This is a genomic window from Thalassospira sp. MCCC 1A02898 (assembly GCF_001618185.1).
Lineage (GTDB): Bacteria > Pseudomonadota > Alphaproteobacteria > Rhodospirillales > Thalassospiraceae > Thalassospira > Thalassospira tepidiphila.
The window spans coordinates 1-15,641 of the sequence record NZ_LPXK01000013.1; the positions used below are offsets into that span (position 1 = coordinate 1).

Annotated in this window: 15 protein-coding genes and 1 tRNA gene; 15 read left to right on the forward strand and 1 reads right to left on the reverse strand. The window is 55.0% G+C overall.

Translation table 11 applies throughout. The annotated features are described in order from the left end of the window. The first annotated feature begins 236 nt into the window (after nt 1–236). Complete coding sequence (locus AUQ41_RS16630) at nt 237–917, forward strand: hypothetical protein (protein ID WP_232308430.1); 681 nt, start codon at nt 237–239, stop codon at nt 915–917. Nucleotides 918–1,036: 119 nt separating this feature from the next. On the opposite strand, the gene fliG is transcribed toward AUQ41_RS16630, so the two are convergent. Then, entirely contained in the window at nt 1,037–2,056 is a 1,020-nt protein-coding gene (gene fliG / locus AUQ41_RS16635; protein ID WP_008891232.1) for a flagellar motor switch protein FliG, read from the reverse strand. 311 nt (nt 2,057–2,367) lie between these two features. On the opposite strand from fliG, the gene AUQ41_RS16640 reads away from it, so the two are divergent. The 14 genes from AUQ41_RS16640 to AUQ41_RS16705 all read left to right on the forward strand — a co-directional run bounded on the left by AUQ41_RS16640 (nt 2,368) and on the right by AUQ41_RS16705 (nt 15,639). After that, a tRNA-Asp gene (locus AUQ41_RS16640) sits at nt 2,368–2,444 on the forward strand. 284 nt (nt 2,445–2,728) lie between these two features. Then, entirely contained in the window at nt 2,729–3,094 is a 366-nt protein-coding gene (locus AUQ41_RS16645; protein ID WP_008891231.1) for an NADH-quinone oxidoreductase subunit A, read from the forward strand. After that, nucleotides 3,085–3,627, forward strand: coding sequence for an NADH-quinone oxidoreductase subunit B family protein (locus AUQ41_RS16650; RefSeq protein WP_063089381.1), 543 nt, complete (start codon nt 3,085–3,087; stop codon nt 3,625–3,627). Before AUQ41_RS16645 ends, AUQ41_RS16650 begins: the two co-directional genes overlap by 10 nt. A gap of 19 nt (nt 3,628–3,646) precedes the next feature. Beyond that, complete coding sequence (locus AUQ41_RS16655; protein ID WP_008891229.1) at nt 3,647–4,276, forward strand: NADH-quinone oxidoreductase subunit C; 630 nt, start codon at nt 3,647–3,649, stop codon at nt 4,274–4,276. After that, on the forward strand, nt 4,276–5,454 hold the full coding sequence (locus AUQ41_RS16660) for an NADH-quinone oxidoreductase subunit D (protein ID WP_063089382.1): 1,179 nt from the start codon (nt 4,276–4,278) through the stop codon (nt 5,452–5,454). Before AUQ41_RS16655 ends, AUQ41_RS16660 begins: the two co-directional genes overlap by 1 nt. Continuing rightward, nucleotides 5,451–6,113, forward strand: a complete 663-nt coding sequence (nuoE, locus tag AUQ41_RS16665) for an NADH-quinone oxidoreductase subunit NuoE (RefSeq protein ID WP_063089383.1) — start codon at nt 5,451–5,453, stop codon at nt 6,111–6,113. Before AUQ41_RS16660 ends, nuoE begins: the two co-directional genes overlap by 4 nt. Nucleotide 6,114: 1 nt before the next feature. Next, nucleotides 6,115–7,395 carry an NADH-quinone oxidoreductase subunit NuoF gene (gene nuoF / locus AUQ41_RS16670; protein ID WP_008891226.1) on the forward strand — a complete coding sequence of 427 codons (1,281 nt, stop codon included), beginning with the start codon at nt 6,115–6,117 and terminating at the stop codon, nt 7,393–7,395. 27 nt (nt 7,396–7,422) lie between these two features. Beyond that, nucleotides 7,423–9,483 (forward strand): NADH-quinone oxidoreductase subunit NuoG, encoded by a 2,061-nt coding sequence (gene nuoG, locus AUQ41_RS16675; RefSeq protein ID WP_063089384.1) that lies wholly within the window; start codon nt 7,423–7,425, stop codon nt 9,481–9,483. Between the two features lie 87 nt (nt 9,484–9,570). Further along, on the forward strand, nt 9,571–10,584 hold the full coding sequence (nuoH, locus tag AUQ41_RS16680; RefSeq protein WP_008891224.1) for an NADH-quinone oxidoreductase subunit NuoH: 1,014 nt from the start codon (nt 9,571–9,573) through the stop codon (nt 10,582–10,584). 31 nt (nt 10,585–10,615) lie between these two features. Continuing rightward, complete coding sequence (nuoI, locus tag AUQ41_RS16685) at nt 10,616–11,104, forward strand: NADH-quinone oxidoreductase subunit NuoI (protein WP_008891223.1); 489 nt, start codon at nt 10,616–10,618, stop codon at nt 11,102–11,104. A gap of 83 nt (nt 11,105–11,187) precedes the next feature. Next, nucleotides 11,188–11,796 carry an NADH-quinone oxidoreductase subunit J gene (locus tag AUQ41_RS16690; protein WP_008891222.1) on the forward strand — a complete coding sequence of 203 codons (609 nt, stop codon included), beginning with the start codon at nt 11,188–11,190 and terminating at the stop codon, nt 11,794–11,796. Beyond that, complete coding sequence (gene nuoK, locus AUQ41_RS16695) at nt 11,796–12,104, forward strand: NADH-quinone oxidoreductase subunit NuoK (protein ID WP_007089416.1); 309 nt, start codon at nt 11,796–11,798, stop codon at nt 12,102–12,104. The genes AUQ41_RS16690 and nuoK overlap by 1 nt, the downstream gene beginning before the upstream one ends. A gap of 7 nt (nt 12,105–12,111) precedes the next feature. Further along, nucleotides 12,112–14,115, forward strand: coding sequence for an NADH-quinone oxidoreductase subunit L (gene nuoL, locus AUQ41_RS16700; RefSeq protein ID WP_063089385.1), 2,004 nt, complete (start codon nt 12,112–12,114; stop codon nt 14,113–14,115). Between the two features lie 6 nt (nt 14,116–14,121). Continuing rightward, nucleotides 14,122–15,639, forward strand: a complete 1,518-nt coding sequence (locus AUQ41_RS16705) for an NADH-quinone oxidoreductase subunit M (protein ID WP_008891220.1) — start codon at nt 14,122–14,124, stop codon at nt 15,637–15,639. Nucleotides 15,640–15,641 lie beyond the last annotated feature (2 nt).

The window sequence follows — 15,641 nt, forward strand, 5'->3', positions numbered from 1 at the left end:
AGAGCATCTCGTTTACACCGAGAGGGTCGGGAGTTCGAATCTCTCATCACCCACCATGATAAAGGCAGCCCTAAAGGCTGCCTTTTTTCGTTTCCGGATTTTGCGTATCCCGACGCCTGGTAAGCAGTTGCTTTGCTTCCCCATATCGTCCTTCGGACAGGGGCTTGTATAAGTTGACGCTTGGTCGGCAGACAGGCACTGTTGATGCCATGGTCAAGAGAATCGGAACCTTCAAGATGAACAGTAATCCGGCCCGCCATCCGTCTGGCCCTGAGCGTATCAGCCGTGTCGCAATGCCAACGCGTTTCGCGCGTGAAACATGGTCGATATGCCGTCAGGTTCTGATCGTTCTGTGTCTGCCCGTAATGCTTGCCAGCTGCTATCTGCCCGAGGCCTTCACCATTGATTTGTCCATGGAGCGTAATGGCGATTATCGCCTGAGCTACCGTGGTTTGCTGGTACAGCCAAACATTACCCAAGGCCTTCTGGATAAAAGCCTGGATGCGGAGGGTGAAAAGGAAAAGGTCGCCAAGGTTCTGGCAGATCTCAAGCGCGATTCGGCTGTAAGACAGCTGACCTATACCGGGCGCGGCGTGTTCAACATGGTCTATGAAAAGCGCGGCAACATCATGCGCGAAAAAAGCTTCGTCTTTGTCCGCCGGCAATCGCGCATACTGGAAATGTTCTTTAATTCAGAGCGAAACACCGTTGAAATTCGGGGCGGCTTTGTCCCTGACCAGTATCAGGACCGCCTGACGGCACTCGGCTACCAGATGACCGGCAAGATCGAGGTCCGCACGACCGCAGGGGTGCGCAGCCACAACGCAGCAGAGTTCCGTGAAATCAACGGTCAGAACCGCCTGCGCTGGGAAATTCAGTCGATCTCTGATCCGGTTCCTAACGTCATTCTGGGCTAGGGCAGGGTAGTTTGGCTTAGCTTGGGATATTCCCCATCTGATCGCGCCTGACGAACGAAAAAAGGGACAGCATTGGCTGTCCCTTTGGTGTTTGTGCAGTTGCGGTATTTTGGTGGGGACTAGAAGACCATTTCGTCTTCGGCACCGCCTTCGGAAATGACGATCTGGCCCTGTGCGGCCAGTTCCTTGGCCAGCTGGACGATCATCATCTGCGACTCTTCGACGTCGGACAAACGGACCGGGCCAAGCGCGTCCATATCTTCCTTCATCATCTTGCCGGCGCGTTCGGACATGTTCTTGAAGAACAGGTCGCGCATCTGATCGGTCGAGCCTTTCAGAGCCAGAGCAAGCTTGTCCTTTTCGACCTGACGCAGCAGCGTCTGAACGCCGTTGTTGTCAAGCCGCGCAAGGTCTTCGAAGGTGAACATAAGCGCTTTGATCTTCTCGGCCGAATCACGGTTGCGTTCTTCAAGCGCAGTAAGGAATCTGTCCTGACTTTGACGGTCAAGGCTGTTGAAGATATCCGCCATAAGTTCGTGGTTATCACCGCGCGAACCGCGCGCAAGGTTCGACATGAACTCGGTGCGCAGCGTCTTTTCAATGTTATCGAGGACTTCTTTCTGAACGGCTTCCATGCGCAACATACGCATGATGACTTCCATCGAGAAGTTTTCCGGCAAAAGTGAGAGAACCGACGCAGAATGTGCGGGTTTGAGTTTGGACAGAACCACACCGACGGTCTGCGGATATTCGTTTTTAAGGTAGTTCGCCAGAACCGCTTCGTTCACGTTGTTCAGCTTGTCCCACATGGTACGACCCGCAGGACCGCGGATCTCTTCCATGATGCCGTTCACACGGTCTTCTGGCAGTACCTTGGAAAGCAGGCGTTCGGTGGTATCAAACGAACCGACCAGTGACCCGGTTGAAGAAAGCTGGTCAGCGAATTCGACAAAAAGGCGCTCAACGATATTAGAGTTAATCGTACCCAGGCTCGACATGGTTTGGGAAATCTCTTTGATTTCCTCATCATCCATCATGCTGAACATCTTGGTTGCGTGCTCTTCCCCAAGAGCAAGCATGAGAATCGCTGCCTTTTCAGGTCCGGCCAGTGATCTGTATTCTTCTTTTACGCGCCCCACGGGTGGTCTTCTCCGTCGTAATGACTCTGTTCGGGGTGGAACCTGACGCCCGAACCTGCCTCTATCGCACCGTAAGATAGGGGTTATTTGTCAACAATTCTATAAAAGCCGACACCCCTTTGCAAAGCCCCATAGGTATAAAGCCCCCTAAATGTACAGAATTGATTAATGCCGTACAATTTCGGGGCCAAATTACCCCGCAGCGGGTGATGTTTGCGGGCGCAATTGTCGAATGGGTTGAAATCGTTGCTAGCTGCTTGACTTGGTTTGGGGGGTGGTCTAACAAAGGCGCGCCGATTGATGGTCATTTTGCGGGCGTAGCTCAGTTGGTTAGAGCGCCGGCCTGTCACGCCGGAGGCCGCGAGTTCAAGTCTCGTCGCTCGCGCCATGATCCATCATCTGTTGTCTTTTTTGGGGCGAATTGTCTTTTCCGCGGTCGCCTTTTCTTGTGTTGCTAATGCTGCTTCGCACGATTGGGTCTTGATCATCTCGACGTCCAGCCCGATATCGGACGATAGTAAACGGTAAAAAGATTAGAAAGTTTCCGGTCTTAGAGCATGTTCAACGTGCTTGGGGACTGGAACTTGTGCGGTGCATACGTTATGGTGCGCCGTAATTGGCCAGGTGGGGACCTGGTCGGGTCAAAAGGCCTGTTCTTGAGAGGTCAGAGAGATGCAAGAGCTTCTTTCGGAATATCTTCCGATCCTGGTGTTCATCGGGATCGCCGTCGGTCTTTCGGCGGTAATCGTCATCGCGTCGCTGGTTCTTGCCAAGCAGGCACCGGATGTTGAGAAACTGTCCGCATACGAATGCGGGTTTGCGCCGTTCGAAGACGCGCGCATCAAGTTCGACGTTCGGTTCTATCTGGTCGCAATCTTGTTCATTATTTTCGACCTCGAAGTCGCCTTCCTGTTCCCGTGGGCTGTAACCCTCGGTGATATCGGGACATTCGGCTTTGTATCGATGGTGATCTTCCTGGCTGTTTTGACGGTCGGCTTTATCTACGAATGGAAGAAGGGAGCTTTGGAATGGGAGTGAGCACCAAATCAGGCGCACCCCTGGCACCCGGTTCGGATCAGGATGCAATGCTTAAGGGCGTGTTTGACGAGATGAACGACAAGGGCTTTGTCCTTGCCAATCTCGATAAACTCGCAAGCTGGGCAAGCACCGGTTCCTTGTGGCCGATGACTTTCGGTCTGGCCTGCTGTGCTGTTGAGATGATGCATTCGGCGGCGTCGCGTTATGACCTTGACCGTTATGGTCTGGTTTTCCGCCCAAGCCCGCGTCAGTCGGACGTGATGATCGTTGCTGGTACCCTGACCAACAAAATGGCCCCGGCACTGCGTAAGGTCTATGACCAGATGGCAGAGCCGCGCTGGGTTATTTCGATGGGCTCGTGCGCCAATGGCGGCGGTTACTATCACTATTCTTATTCGGTGGTGCGCGGTTGTGATCGCGTTGTGCCGGTGGACGTATACGTTCCCGGGTGCCCGCCGACAGCCGAAGCGCTGATTTATGGCGTGATGCAGCTGCAAAAGAAAATCCGCCGTACCGGTGTCCTGACACGCTGATCCGTAATAGGGGGCTTGCATGAGCGAACTGCTCAGCGATAACAGCGCTGCTTTGAAAGATCTGAAAGATCTGGTGGCGTCACAGCTGGCCAACGAAATTCTCGAAAGCGAGATTCGTTACGGCGAGCTGACCATCGTCGCCAAGCGCGATGATATCCTTAAAGTTCTGACCTTCCTTCGGGATGATACCGGCTGCTTGTTCAAGCAGCTGATTGATGTTTGTGGTGCAGACTACCCGGAACGTATTGAGCGTTTCGACGTGGTCTATCACCTGCTGTCTCTCAAGCATAACCTGCGCATTCGTGTGAAGGTCCGTACTGACGAAGACACCCCGGTACCAAGCTGTGTTTCGCTGTTCAGCGCCGCCGACTGGTTCGAGCGCGAAGCGTGGGACATGTACGGTATCTTCTTCGCTGGTCATCCGGATCCCCGCCGTATTCTGACCGATTACGGTTTTGAAGGTCATCCGCTGCGCAAAGACTTCCCGCTGACCGGGTATGTCGAAGTGCGTTATGACGACGAACAGAAGCGTGTTGTCTACGAGCCGGTCAAACTGGTTCAGGATTTCCGTAATTTCGATTTCGAAAGCCCATGGGAAGGCATCCAGCATGTTCTTCCGGGTGATGAAAAGGCGGAGGGCAACGCCTGATGTCCGAACAAAGAATCAAAAACATGACCATGAACTTCGGCCCGCAGCACCCTGCGGCGCACGGCGTTCTGCGTTTGGTTCTGGAAATGGACGGCGAAGTCGTCGAACGTTCCGACCCGCATATTGGTCTTCTGCACCGTGGTACGGAAAAGCTGATCGAATATAAGACCTATATTCAGGCGACCCCGTATTTCGACCGTCTCGACTATGTCGCACCGATGAACCAGGAACATGCATATTGCCTGGCCATCGAAAAGCTGATGGGTGTCGAAGTGCCCAAGCGTGCGCAGTATATCCGTGTTCTTTATGCGGAAATCGGTCGTATCCTGAACCACATTCTGAACCTGACCGCGTTCGCACTGGACGTTGGTGCGATGACCCCGCTTCTGTGGGGCTTTGAAGAACGTGAAAAGCTCATGGAATTCTATGAGCGCGCCTGTGGCGCCCGTCTTCACGCCAACTACTTCCGTCCGGGGGGCGTTGCTGCCGATCTTCCGGCAGGCTTGCTTGATGATATCGACGCATGGGCAGACCAGTACGAAATCTTTATGAAAGACTTCGACCGCGTTCTGACCGGCAACCGTATCTTCAAACAGCGTACGGTCGATATCGGTATCGTCAGCGCCGAGGAGGCCCTTGATTGGGGCTTCACCGGTCCGAACATCCGTGCATCGGGTTTGGCGTGGGATCTGCGTAAATCGCAGCCCTATGACTCTTACGAAGAATTCGACTTTGACATTCCTGTCGGCAAGAACGGCGATTGCTATGACCGCTTCCTTGTCCGTTTCGAGGAAATGTGGCAGTCGCTGAAAATCATCAAGCAGGCCATCAAAAATATGCCGGATGGTCCTGTCATTGTTGAAAACAACAAAGTGGCACCGCCGTCACGCGCCGAAATGAAGCGTTCGATGGAAGCCCTTATTCACCACTTCAAACTCTTCACCGAAGGTTTCCACGTACCGGCCGGCGAATGCTATGCCGCGGTCGAGGCACCAAAAGGCGAGTTTGGTGTGTATCTTGTTTCGGATGGCTCGAACCGTCCGTATCGCTGCAAAATCCGCGCCCCGGGGTTCCCGCACCTCCAAGGCATCGACTTCATGTCCAAAGGCCACATGCTGGCCGACGTCGTTGCCAATATCGGGTCGCTAGATATCGTGTTCGGTGAGATTGACCGATGAGCCATTTGAGAAGACCAGCTCCGAAAGAGCTTCAGCCGACCAGCTTTGCTTTCACGCCTGAAAATCAGGAAAAGGCAAAGAAGATCATCGCCAAGTATCCGGAAGGCCGCCAGCAGAGCGCGGTCATGCCGCTGCTTGATCTGGCACAGCGTCAGACCGAAGGTAACTGGGTTCCGACCGTCGCAATGGATTACATTGCCGACATGCTCGAAATGCCGGCCATTCGCGTCTACGAGGTCGCAACCTTCTATACGATGTATAACCTTGCCCCGGTGGGTAAGAACTTCATCCAGGTTTGCACCACCACGCCGTGCTGGCTTCGCGGATCTGCCGACGTTGTCGATACCTGCAAAAAGGAACTCGGCATCGGCGTTGGTGAAACCACCGAAGACGGTCAGTTCACCATGATCGAAGTCGAATGCCTTGGTGCGTGTGTCAACGCACCGATGATGCAGATCAACGACGATTATTACGAAGACCTGACGCCGGAAACGACCAAGGCCATCCTCGATGCCCTCAAAAAGGGCGAGAAGCCGAAAGCCGGTCCGCAGAGCGGCCGCAAAGGGTGCGAGCCGATCGATGGTCCGAAGGTTCTGAAGGCATTCTGTGGCTGCGGCGCAGCCCCGCAGGATGCTGATGCAAGCGAAGGGGACGCCTGATATGCTGCAGGATAAGGATCGTATCTTTACCAACCTTTATGGTTTCCAGGATTTCGGCCTTAAAGGCGCGCAGTCCCGTGGCAACTGGGATGGTACCAAGGCATTGATCGAAAAAGGCCGCGACTGGATCATCGACGAGATGAAAGCATCCGGTATGCGTGGTCGTGGGGGCGCTGGCTTCCCGACCGGCCTCAAATGGTCCTTCATGCCCAAGGAATCTGATGGTCGTCCGAGCTACCTGGTTGTGAACGCCGACGAAGGTGAACCGGGGACCTGTAAAGACCGCGAAATCATGCGCAATGATCCGCACACCCTGGTCGAAGGTTGCCTTCTGGCCAGCTTCGCGATGAATGCGCATGCGGCCTATATCTATATCCGTGGTGAGTTCTATCACGAGGCATCCAACCTGCAGCGCGCGATTGACGAGGCTTATGAAGCCGGTCTGATCGGTAAAAACGCCTGTGGTTCGGGTTGGGACTTTGACCTTTACCTGCATCTCGGTGCCGGTGCTTACATCTGTGGCGAAGAAACCGCCCTGATCGAAAGCCTGGAAGGTAAAAAAGGCCAGCCGCGCCTGAAGCCGCCGTTCCCGGCGAACGCAGGCCTTTATGGTTGCCCGACCACGGTCAACAACGTCGAATCGATTGCGGCTGTTCCGACCATTCTGCGTCGTGGCGGTTCCTGGTTCGCCGGTTTTGGCCGCGAAAACAACCACGGCACCAAGCTGTTTGCCATCTCTGGTCACGTCGAAAAGCCGTGCACTGTCGAAGAAGCCATGAGCATTCCGCTCAAGGAACTGATCGAAAAGCATTGCGGCGGCGTTCGTGGCGGCTGGGACAACCTTCTTGCGGTTATTCCGGGCGGTTCATCTGTTCCGCTGATGCCAAAAGACGTCTGTGATGACGTTCTGATGGACTTTGACGGCCTGCGTGAAGTCGGCTCCGGTCTTGGTACCGCTGCTGTCATCGTCATGGACAAGTCAACTGACATTGTCTACGCGATCGCGCGTCTGTCGGAATTCTACAAGCATGAAAGCTGTGGTCAGTGCACGCCGTGCCGTGAAGGTACCGGCTGGATGATGCGCATGATGACGCGCATGGTTCGCGGCGAAGCCACGCTCGATGAGATTGATCTGTTGTGGGATGTGACCAAACAGGTCGAAGGCCACACCATTTGTGCGCTTGGCGATGCTGCTGCATGGCCGATTCAGGGCCTTATCCGTCACTTCCGTCCCGAAATGGAACGTCGGATCAAGGAATATCGCGCACGGATCGCGGCCTGAGAGAGGCCTGTTGAGAGGGATTGAGACATGCCGAAACTAACAGTTGACGGTATTGAAGTTGAAGTAGAAGCCGGGGCGACAGTCCTTCAGGCCTGTGAAGAGGCCGGTAAGGAAATCCCGCGTTTCTGCTATCACGAACGCCTGTCAATCGCCGGCAACTGCCGTATGTGTCTGGTGGAAATGGAACGTGCGCCGAAACCGGTCGCATCCTGCGCCATGCCTGCGGCAGATGGAATGGTGATCAAAACCGATTCCGACCTTGTGAAAAAGGCACGCAACGGCGTGATGGAATTCCTGCTGATCAACCATCCGCTGGATTGCCCGATTTGTGACCAGGGTGGTGAATGTGATCTTCAGGACCAGGCCATGGCCTATGGTTTTGACTCTTCACGTTACGCCGAGAAAAAACGTGCAGTGAAGGACAAGGAACTGGGCCCGATCGTCAAAACGATCATGACCCGTTGCATCCACTGCACCCGTTGCGTTCGCTTCTCCGAGGAAGTCGCCGGTGTCGGCACCATGGGTGCTGTTTACCGTGGCGAGGACACCGAAGTCGGACCGTATATCGAAGCCTCCATCAATTCCGAGCTTTCAGGCAACCTGGTTGACCTGTGCCCGGTCGGTGCTCTGACCTCCAAGCCGTATGCGTTTACCGCGCGTCCGTGGGAGCTCAAGAAAACCGATAGCGTCGATGTCATGGACGCGGTTGGCTCGAACATTCGTATCGATGCCCGTACCGGCGAAGTGATGCGCGTTCTGCCGCGCACCAACGAAGATATCAACGAAGAATGGATTTCGGACAAAACCCGTTACGCCATTGATGGCCTGAAACGTCAGCGCCTTGACCGTCCGTATGTTCGCAAGGATGGCAAGCTGCAGCCGGCAAGCTGGGACGAAGCATTTGCTGCGATCAGGGCAAAGGTTTCCGGCCTGGATGGCAAGAAAATTGCCGCTCTTGCGGGTGACACGGTCGATTGTGAATCGATGACCGCGCTAAAAGACCTGATGGGTAAACTTGGTTCGCCGAACCTTGATTGCCGTCAGGACGGATCGAAGATTGGTGGCCCGCGCGCCTCCTATATCTTCAACAGCACGATTGCCGGTATTGACGAGGCAGATGCCTGCCTGATCGTTGGTGCCAATGTCCGTGCCGAAGCACCGATCATCAATTCCCGTCTGCGCAAACGCTGGCGCACGACCGCTGGCGATTTCAAAGTCGGCATCATTGGTGAAAAGTGGGATCCGACCTACAAGAACGATTACCTTGGTGCCGGTCCGGAAACCCTCCAGGAAATACTGGATGGCAAGAACGAGTTCGCCAAGGTTCTCAAGGCTTCTGAAAAGCCGATGATCATTGTCGGCATGGGCGCGCTTAACCGTGAAGACGGTGACGCGGTTCTTGCTGCCACCCGCGCCATTGCCGAGAAATACGGCATGGTTTCCGGCGAATGGAACGGCTTTAACGTTCTGCACACTGCGGCATCGCGTGTTGGCGGTCTTGATCTTGGCTTCGTACCGGGTGAGGGCGGTCTGGCAACCAATGACATTCTCGATGGTGCTGCCAAAGGCGATATCGAGGTTGTCTATCTTCTGGGTGCCGACGAAGTCGACATGAGCAAACTGGAAAAGGCATTTGTCATTTACCAGGGTGCGATGGGCGATGCCGGTGCGCAGGCCGCAGACGTGATCCTGCCGGGTGCTGCTTACACCGAAAAGAATGGCACCTATGTCAACACCGAAGGCCGCGCCCAGCAGGGCTGGCGTGCGATCTTCCCGGTTGGTGACGCGCGTGAGGACTGGGCGATTGTCCGTGCACTTTCCGGTGCGCTGGATCTGACCCTGCCATACAACAATATCGATGCCGTTCGCTCGCGCATGGTGGAACTCAGCCCGACCTTTGCGTCGCTGAACGTTCCGACCAAGGCGGAATGGACCGATTTCGGTGTGTCAGGTGACATGAAGTCTGATGGCTTTGTATCGCCGGTTCGCAATTTCTATATGACCGACCCGATCAGCCGTGCTTCGGTGACGATGGCCAAATGTACTGAGGCCTTTGTCAAGGATGCGGCTGCCGAGAAGGTTGCCTGAGTAAGGGGAGCGACGATCTGATCGTCGCTCATCCCGCAAGGGGGTGTCCCAATTTTGGGACGAAACGCAAAAGATACGGTTTGACCGATGGAACTTCTTTGGGACGGATATATTGAACCGCTCGTCTGGATCGTCGCCAAAATTCTGGCGATTGTTCTGCCGTTGCTGGGTGCTGTCGCCTATCTGACCTACGCCGAGCGTAAGGTCATCGGTGCTATTCAGCTCCGTAAGGGCCCGAACGTTGTGGGGCCGTTTGGCCTTCTGCAGCCGCTTGCCGATGGTTTGAAGCTGTTTCTGAAAGAAACAATCATTCCGAGCAGCGCGAACAAGGGCGTGTTCATCATCGCCCCGATGCTGACCTTTATTCTGGCAATCATTGCCTGGGCGGTTATTCCGTTCGACGAGGGCATGGTTCTGGCCGATCTGAATGTCGGTATTCTTTACATCTTCGCGATTTCTTCGCTGGGTGTGTACGGTATCGTGATGGCCGGTTGGGCATCGAACTCCAAATACGCCTTCCTTGGCGCGCTGCGTTCCGGCGCCCAGATGGTTTCGTATGAGATTTCGATTGGCCTGATCATCATCTCGGTTCTGCTGACGACCGGTTCACTGAACCTCAGCGACATTGTCCGCGGGCAGGTTGGTGGTATCTGGGAGTGGAACTTCGTTTATCACTTCCCGATGTTCATCGTCTTCATCGTATCCATTCTGGCAGAAACCAACCGCGCACCGTTTGACCTTCCCGAAGCGGAAGCCGAACTGGTCTCGGGTTATAACGTCGACTATTCGGCGATGACCTTTGCGCTGTTCTTCCTGGGTGAATACGCGAACATGATCCTGATGAGTGGCCTGTGCGCCATTCTGTTCCTGGGTGGCTGGAGCGCGCCGTTGCCGTTCCTCGAATTCATCCCGGGCGCAATCTGGTTCATCATCAAGATCTGCTTCGTTCTGTTCATCTTCCTGTGGGTCCGTGCAACCTTCCCGCGTTACCGTTATGACCAACTGATGCGTCTGGGCTGGAAAATCTTCCTGCCGCTGTCGTTTGCATGGGTCATGCTGGTTGCCACGTTCCTCGTTGTTTTTGACAAGGTCCCGGCCTGATCGCCGCGCATCGGAAAGAGAGAGGTAAACGATGTCATTTATTGATCGGACGGCCCGGAGCTTCCTGCTCGCGGAACTCGTTTCGGGAATGGCGCTCACCTTGAAATACATGTTCAAGCCCAAGGTGACGATCAACTACCCGTACGAAAAAGGTCCGCTGAGCCCGCGTTTCCGTGGCGAACACGCACTGCGCCGTTATCCGAACGGCGAAGAGCGTTGCATCGCTTGCAAACTTTGCGAAGCCATTTGCCCGGCACAGGCCATCACCATTGAGGTCGAGCCGCGCAATGACGGTTCGCGTCGTACCACACGTTACGACATTGATATGACGAAATGCATTTACTGTGGCTTCTGCGAGGAAGCCTGCCCGGTGGATGCCATCGTCGAAGGTCCGAACTTCGAGTTCGCAACCGAAAACCGCGAGGAGCTGTTCTATGACAAGGACAAACTCCTGGCAAACGGCGAGCGTTGGGAAGCCGAGCTTGCTGCACGATTGGAGGCAGACGCACCTTATCGGTAAGTGTCGCGTCTGATCGTTAGAAAGAGAGTTCATGGGCCGTTGTTTGCCAAAGGGGCAACAACGGTTCGCCAAGGGGGTACCTTATGGTCGTACAGGCTTTGGCTTTTTACCTGTTTGCTACCGTCGCGGTTTTGTCCGCGACTGCGGTTGTGACCGTTCGCAACCCGGTGCATTCGGTACTGTTGCTGATCTTGACATTCTTTAACGCAGCCGGACTTTTCGTCCTGCTGGGTGCCGAGTTTCTCGCCATGCTGCTCGTCGTCGTCTATGTCGGCGCGGTTGCAGTCCTGTTCCTGTTCGTCGTCATGATGCTCGACATTAACTTTGTCGAAATGCGTCAGGGCTTTTTGAACTACCTGCCGATCGGCGTTCTGATCGCGGTTGTTCTGTTTGTCGAACTGGCACTGGTTGGCGCTGGCTGGACCCTGACGGATGAGGCGGTCGCGGTTCTCGCGCAGCCGACACCGGCAGGGCTGACCAACGTCGAAGCACTCGGTCAACTGATCTACACCGATTACGCATACATCTTCCAGGCGGCTGGTCTGGTTCTGCTTGTTGCGATGATTGGCGCAATTGTCCTGACACTGCGTCACCGTGAAGGTGTCCGTCGTCAGAAAATCTCCGAGCAGGTCAAGCGTACCCGCGCTGATACGCTTGAAGTCAAAAAAGTTCCGGTCGGAAGGGGGATCTGATGGAAATCGGTCTTGCACATTATCTGACCGTCGCGGCGATCCTTTTCACACTCGGGATCTTCGGCATCTTCATGAACCGCAAGAACGTCATCATCATCATGATGTCGATCGAGCTGATGCTGCTGGCGGTCAATATCAATCTGGTCGCGTTCTCGTCGTTCCTCGGCGACCTCGTCGGACAGGTATTTACCATCTTCGTTCTGACGGTTGCTGCGGCTGAAGCGGCAATTGGTCTGGCGATCCTGGTCGTCTATTTCCGTAACCGCGGCACCATCGCGGTTGAAGACATCAACATGATGAAGGGGTAAGGCAGATATGTATCCGTTGATTGTATTCCTGCCCCTGATCGCGGCAATCCTTGCCGGGGCCATCACGCTGGTCGGCGCCATGTCGACCGCAAAGGATGCCCCGCATGACAGCCATGGTCATCACCATCATGGTGTGTCCTCGTCTGATCGTCTGGCACAGTTGGTCACCGTTGCCGGTGTCGTGATTGCCTTTGTGATTTCGATCTTTGCCTTTGTCGATGTTGCCCTTGGTGGCAACCCGGTTGTGATTGAACTGTTTACCTGGATTTCCTCGGGCAGCTTTGATGCGTCCTGGTCGCTGCGTATTGATACGCTGACCTGTGTGATGCTGATCGTTGTCACCGGTGTGTCCTCGATGGTTCACATCTATTCCATCGGCTATATGTCGCATGACCCGGACAAGCCGCGCTTCATGGCGTATCTCAGCCTGTTCACCTTTGCGATGTTGATGCTGATTACCGCCGACAACCTGATCCAGCTGTTCTTCGGCTGGGAGGGCGTTGGTCTGGCGTCCTATCTTCTGATCGGCTTCTGGTATTCCAAACCGTCGGCATCGGCGGCTGCGATGAAAGCCTTCATCGTCAACCGTGTTGGTGACTTCGGCTTTGCCCTTGGTATCTTTGCGGTCTATGTCCTGTTCGACAGCGTTCAGTTCGACGTCATCTTTGGCAATGCCGAAGAAGTCGCGGGAACCACGCTGATGTTCCTGGGCCATGAGTTCTCAGCCCTTGAAATTACCTGCTTCCTGCTGTTCATCGGCGCGATGGGTAAATCGGCACAGCTTGGCCTGCACACCTGGCTTCCCGACGCAATGGAAGGCCCAACCCCGGTTTCCGCCCTTATTCACGCGGCAACCATGGTGACGGCCGGTGTGTTCATGGTCGCACGTCTGTCGCCGATCTTTGAATATGCTGAAACCACCCTGATGATCGTGACCATCGTTGGTGCCTCGACTGCGTTCTTTGCAGCCACCATCGGCTGTGTTCAGAACGACATCAAACGCGTCATTGCCTATTCGACCTGTTCGCAGCTGGGCTATATGTTCTTTGCCTGCGGCGTGTCGGCTTATTCGGCGGGTGTCTTCCACCTGATGACGCACGGCTTCTTCAAGGCGCTTCTGTTCCTTGGTGCCGGTTCGGTCATCCATGCCATGTCTGATGAACAGGACATGCGCAAGATGGGCGGAATCGCCAAAATGGTTCCGCTGACCTTTGCTGTGATGGTGATTGGGACGCTTGCGATTACCGGTGTTCCGGGCTTTGCGGGTTACTATTCCAAGGACTTGATCCTTGAAAGCGCCTATGGGGCACATACCGGCGTTGGCCTGTATGCCTTCTGGGCGGGTATTCTTGCGGCTCTGATGACCTCGTTCTACAGCTGGCGTCTGATCTTCCTGACCTTCTTCGGTGCCCCGCGCGCTGATGAACGCACCATGGCGCACGTGCATGAAAGCCCGGCGATCATGACCGGTCCGCTCTTGTTCCTGACCGTCGGTGCTGTCTTTGCCGGCTGGTTCGCCAAGGATTGGTTCGGTGGCGGCGACTTTGAAGAAATGCTGACCTTCTGGAATGGCGCACTCTTCATGGCCGAAGGCCACAACGCTCTGGAAAATGCACACCATGTTCCGGGTTGGGTGAAATGGGCACCGTTTGTTGCCATGATCACCGGTCTGTCGCTTGCGATTGTCATGTACAAGCTCGTACCGTCGCTTCCGCGCACGCTGGCCAACACCTTCAACGGTGTTTACCGCTTCGCGCTGAACAAATGGTACTTCGACGAGCTCTATGACAAGATTTTCGTCAAGCCGGCCTTTGCTTTGGGCTATGGCTTCTGGAAATCAGGGGATGGTGCCATCATTGATGGTTGCGGTCCGGATGGTGTGGCAGCTGCTTGCCGTAACATCGCACGTCGCGTCAGCGCCATTCAGAGTGGTTTCGTCTATCACTATGCATTTGCGATGCTGATCGGCATTGCAGCGCTGGTCTCCTACACAATTTGGAAGATGGGTTAACGGGCGATGAGTGATTGGCCAATTCTTTCGATCGTCACTTTCCTGCCGCTGGTCGGTGCAGCCCTGCTGCTGCTGATCAATGGTGAAGAGGCGACTGTTGCCCGCAATTCCCGTTGGGTTGCGCTTTGGACCTCGGGGTTCACGTTCCTCGTATCCTTGATGCTGTGGGTGAACTTCGATGCAACGACCGCAGATTTCCAGTTCGTCGAGCAGGCGGACTGGATGCCGGGTCTGAACATTTCCTATCACATGGGCGTTGACGGTATTTCCGTTCTGTTCGTCCTGCTGGCGACCTTCCTGACACCGATTTGTATCCTGTCGGCATGGGAAGCCATCCAGAAGCGCGTGAAGGAATACATGATCGCCTTCCTCGTTCTTGAAACGATGATGGTCGGCATGTTCAGCGCCCTTGACGGTCTGCTGTTCTATCTGTTCTTCGAAGGCGTCCTGATCCCGATGTTCATCATCATCGGCGTCTGGGGTGGTCAGCGTCGCGTCTATGCGGCATTCAAGCTGTTCCTTTATACCCTTCTTGGTTCGGTCCTGATGCTGGTGGCACTGCTTGCGATGTATTTCGAAGCGGGCACCACCGATATCCCGACCCTGATGGAATACGGCTTCGATTATAATATGCAGCTCTGGCTCTGGCTGGCCTTCTTTGCATCGTTCGCCGTCAAGGTGCCGATGTGGCCGGTCCATACCTGGCTGCCTGATGCCCACGTTGAAGCACCGACGGCCGGTTCCGTGATCCTGGCTGGCGTGCTGTTGAAAATGGGTGGTTACGGTTTCCTGCGTTTCTCGCTGCCGATGATGCCGCTGGCATCTGAAACCTTCGCACCGCTCGTCTTCACGCTGTCGATTGTTGCAATCATCTATACGTCGCTGGTCGCCCTTGCGCAGCAGGACATGAAAAAGCTGATTGCATATTCGTCGGTCGCCCATATGGGGATTGTTACCATCGGTGCATTCACCTTTAACCAGCATGGTATCGAAGGTTCGATCTTCCAGATGCTCAGCCACGGTGTGGTTTCCGGTGCACTCTTCCTGTGTGTCGGTGTGGTCTATGACCGTATCCATACCCGCGAAATCGACGCTTATGGTGGTCTTGTCCACCGTATGCCGAGCTACGCACTGATCTTCATGTTCTTCACCATGGCATCGGTTGGTCTGCCGGGTACGGGCGGGTTCGTTGGTGAAATCCTCGCACTTCTGGGTGCGTTCGAAGCCAACACCTGGGTCGCATTCTTTGCGGCAACCGGTCTGATCCTTGGTGCGGCCTATGCGCTGTATCTCTATCGCCGGATTATTTTCGGGGCACTCACCAAAGAGAACCTGAAAACCATCCTCGATCTGAGCCCGCGTGAATGGATTATCTTTGCACCGCTGGTGATCATCGTTCTGTGGATGGGGGTCTATCCGGTCTCCTTCCTCGACATCATGCATGTCTCGGTTGAGAACCTCGTCAACCAGGTCGAAACGGCCCAGGCTGCAGCGGCACAAGCCGCCCAGCTGGCTGCGAATTGAGG

What these genes read in the sequence shown, in the direction of transcription:
- AUQ41_RS16630 (WP_232308430.1), top strand. Translation starts at nt 237, where the DNA reads ATGAACAGTAATCCGGCCCGCCATCCGTCTGGCCCTGAGCGTATCAGC.
- AUQ41_RS16645 (WP_008891231.1), top strand. Translation starts at nt 2,729, where the DNA reads ATGCAAGAGCTTCTTTCGGAATATCTTCCGATCCTGGTGTTCATCGGG.
- AUQ41_RS16650 (WP_063089381.1), top strand. Translation starts at nt 3,085, where the DNA reads ATGGGAGTGAGCACCAAATCAGGCGCACCCCTGGCACCCGGTTCGGAT.
- AUQ41_RS16655 (WP_008891229.1), top strand. Translation starts at nt 3,647, where the DNA reads ATGAGCGAACTGCTCAGCGATAACAGCGCTGCTTTGAAAGATCTGAAA.
- AUQ41_RS16660 (WP_063089382.1), top strand. Translation starts at nt 4,276, where the DNA reads ATGTCCGAACAAAGAATCAAAAACATGACCATGAACTTCGGCCCGCAG.
- nuoE (WP_063089383.1), top strand. Translation starts at nt 5,451, where the DNA reads ATGAGCCATTTGAGAAGACCAGCTCCGAAAGAGCTTCAGCCGACCAGC.
- nuoF (WP_008891226.1), top strand. Translation starts at nt 6,115, where the DNA reads ATGCTGCAGGATAAGGATCGTATCTTTACCAACCTTTATGGTTTCCAG.
- nuoG (WP_063089384.1), top strand. Translation starts at nt 7,423, where the DNA reads ATGCCGAAACTAACAGTTGACGGTATTGAAGTTGAAGTAGAAGCCGGG.
- nuoH (WP_008891224.1), top strand. Translation starts at nt 9,571, where the DNA reads ATGGAACTTCTTTGGGACGGATATATTGAACCGCTCGTCTGGATCGTC.
- nuoI (WP_008891223.1), top strand. Translation starts at nt 10,616, where the DNA reads ATGTCATTTATTGATCGGACGGCCCGGAGCTTCCTGCTCGCGGAACTC.
- AUQ41_RS16690 (WP_008891222.1), top strand. Translation starts at nt 11,188, where the DNA reads ATGGTCGTACAGGCTTTGGCTTTTTACCTGTTTGCTACCGTCGCGGTT.
- nuoK (WP_007089416.1), top strand. Translation starts at nt 11,796, where the DNA reads ATGGAAATCGGTCTTGCACATTATCTGACCGTCGCGGCGATCCTTTTC.
- nuoL (WP_063089385.1), top strand. Translation starts at nt 12,112, where the DNA reads ATGTATCCGTTGATTGTATTCCTGCCCCTGATCGCGGCAATCCTTGCC.
- AUQ41_RS16705 (WP_008891220.1), top strand. Translation starts at nt 14,122, where the DNA reads ATGAGTGATTGGCCAATTCTTTCGATCGTCACTTTCCTGCCGCTGGTC.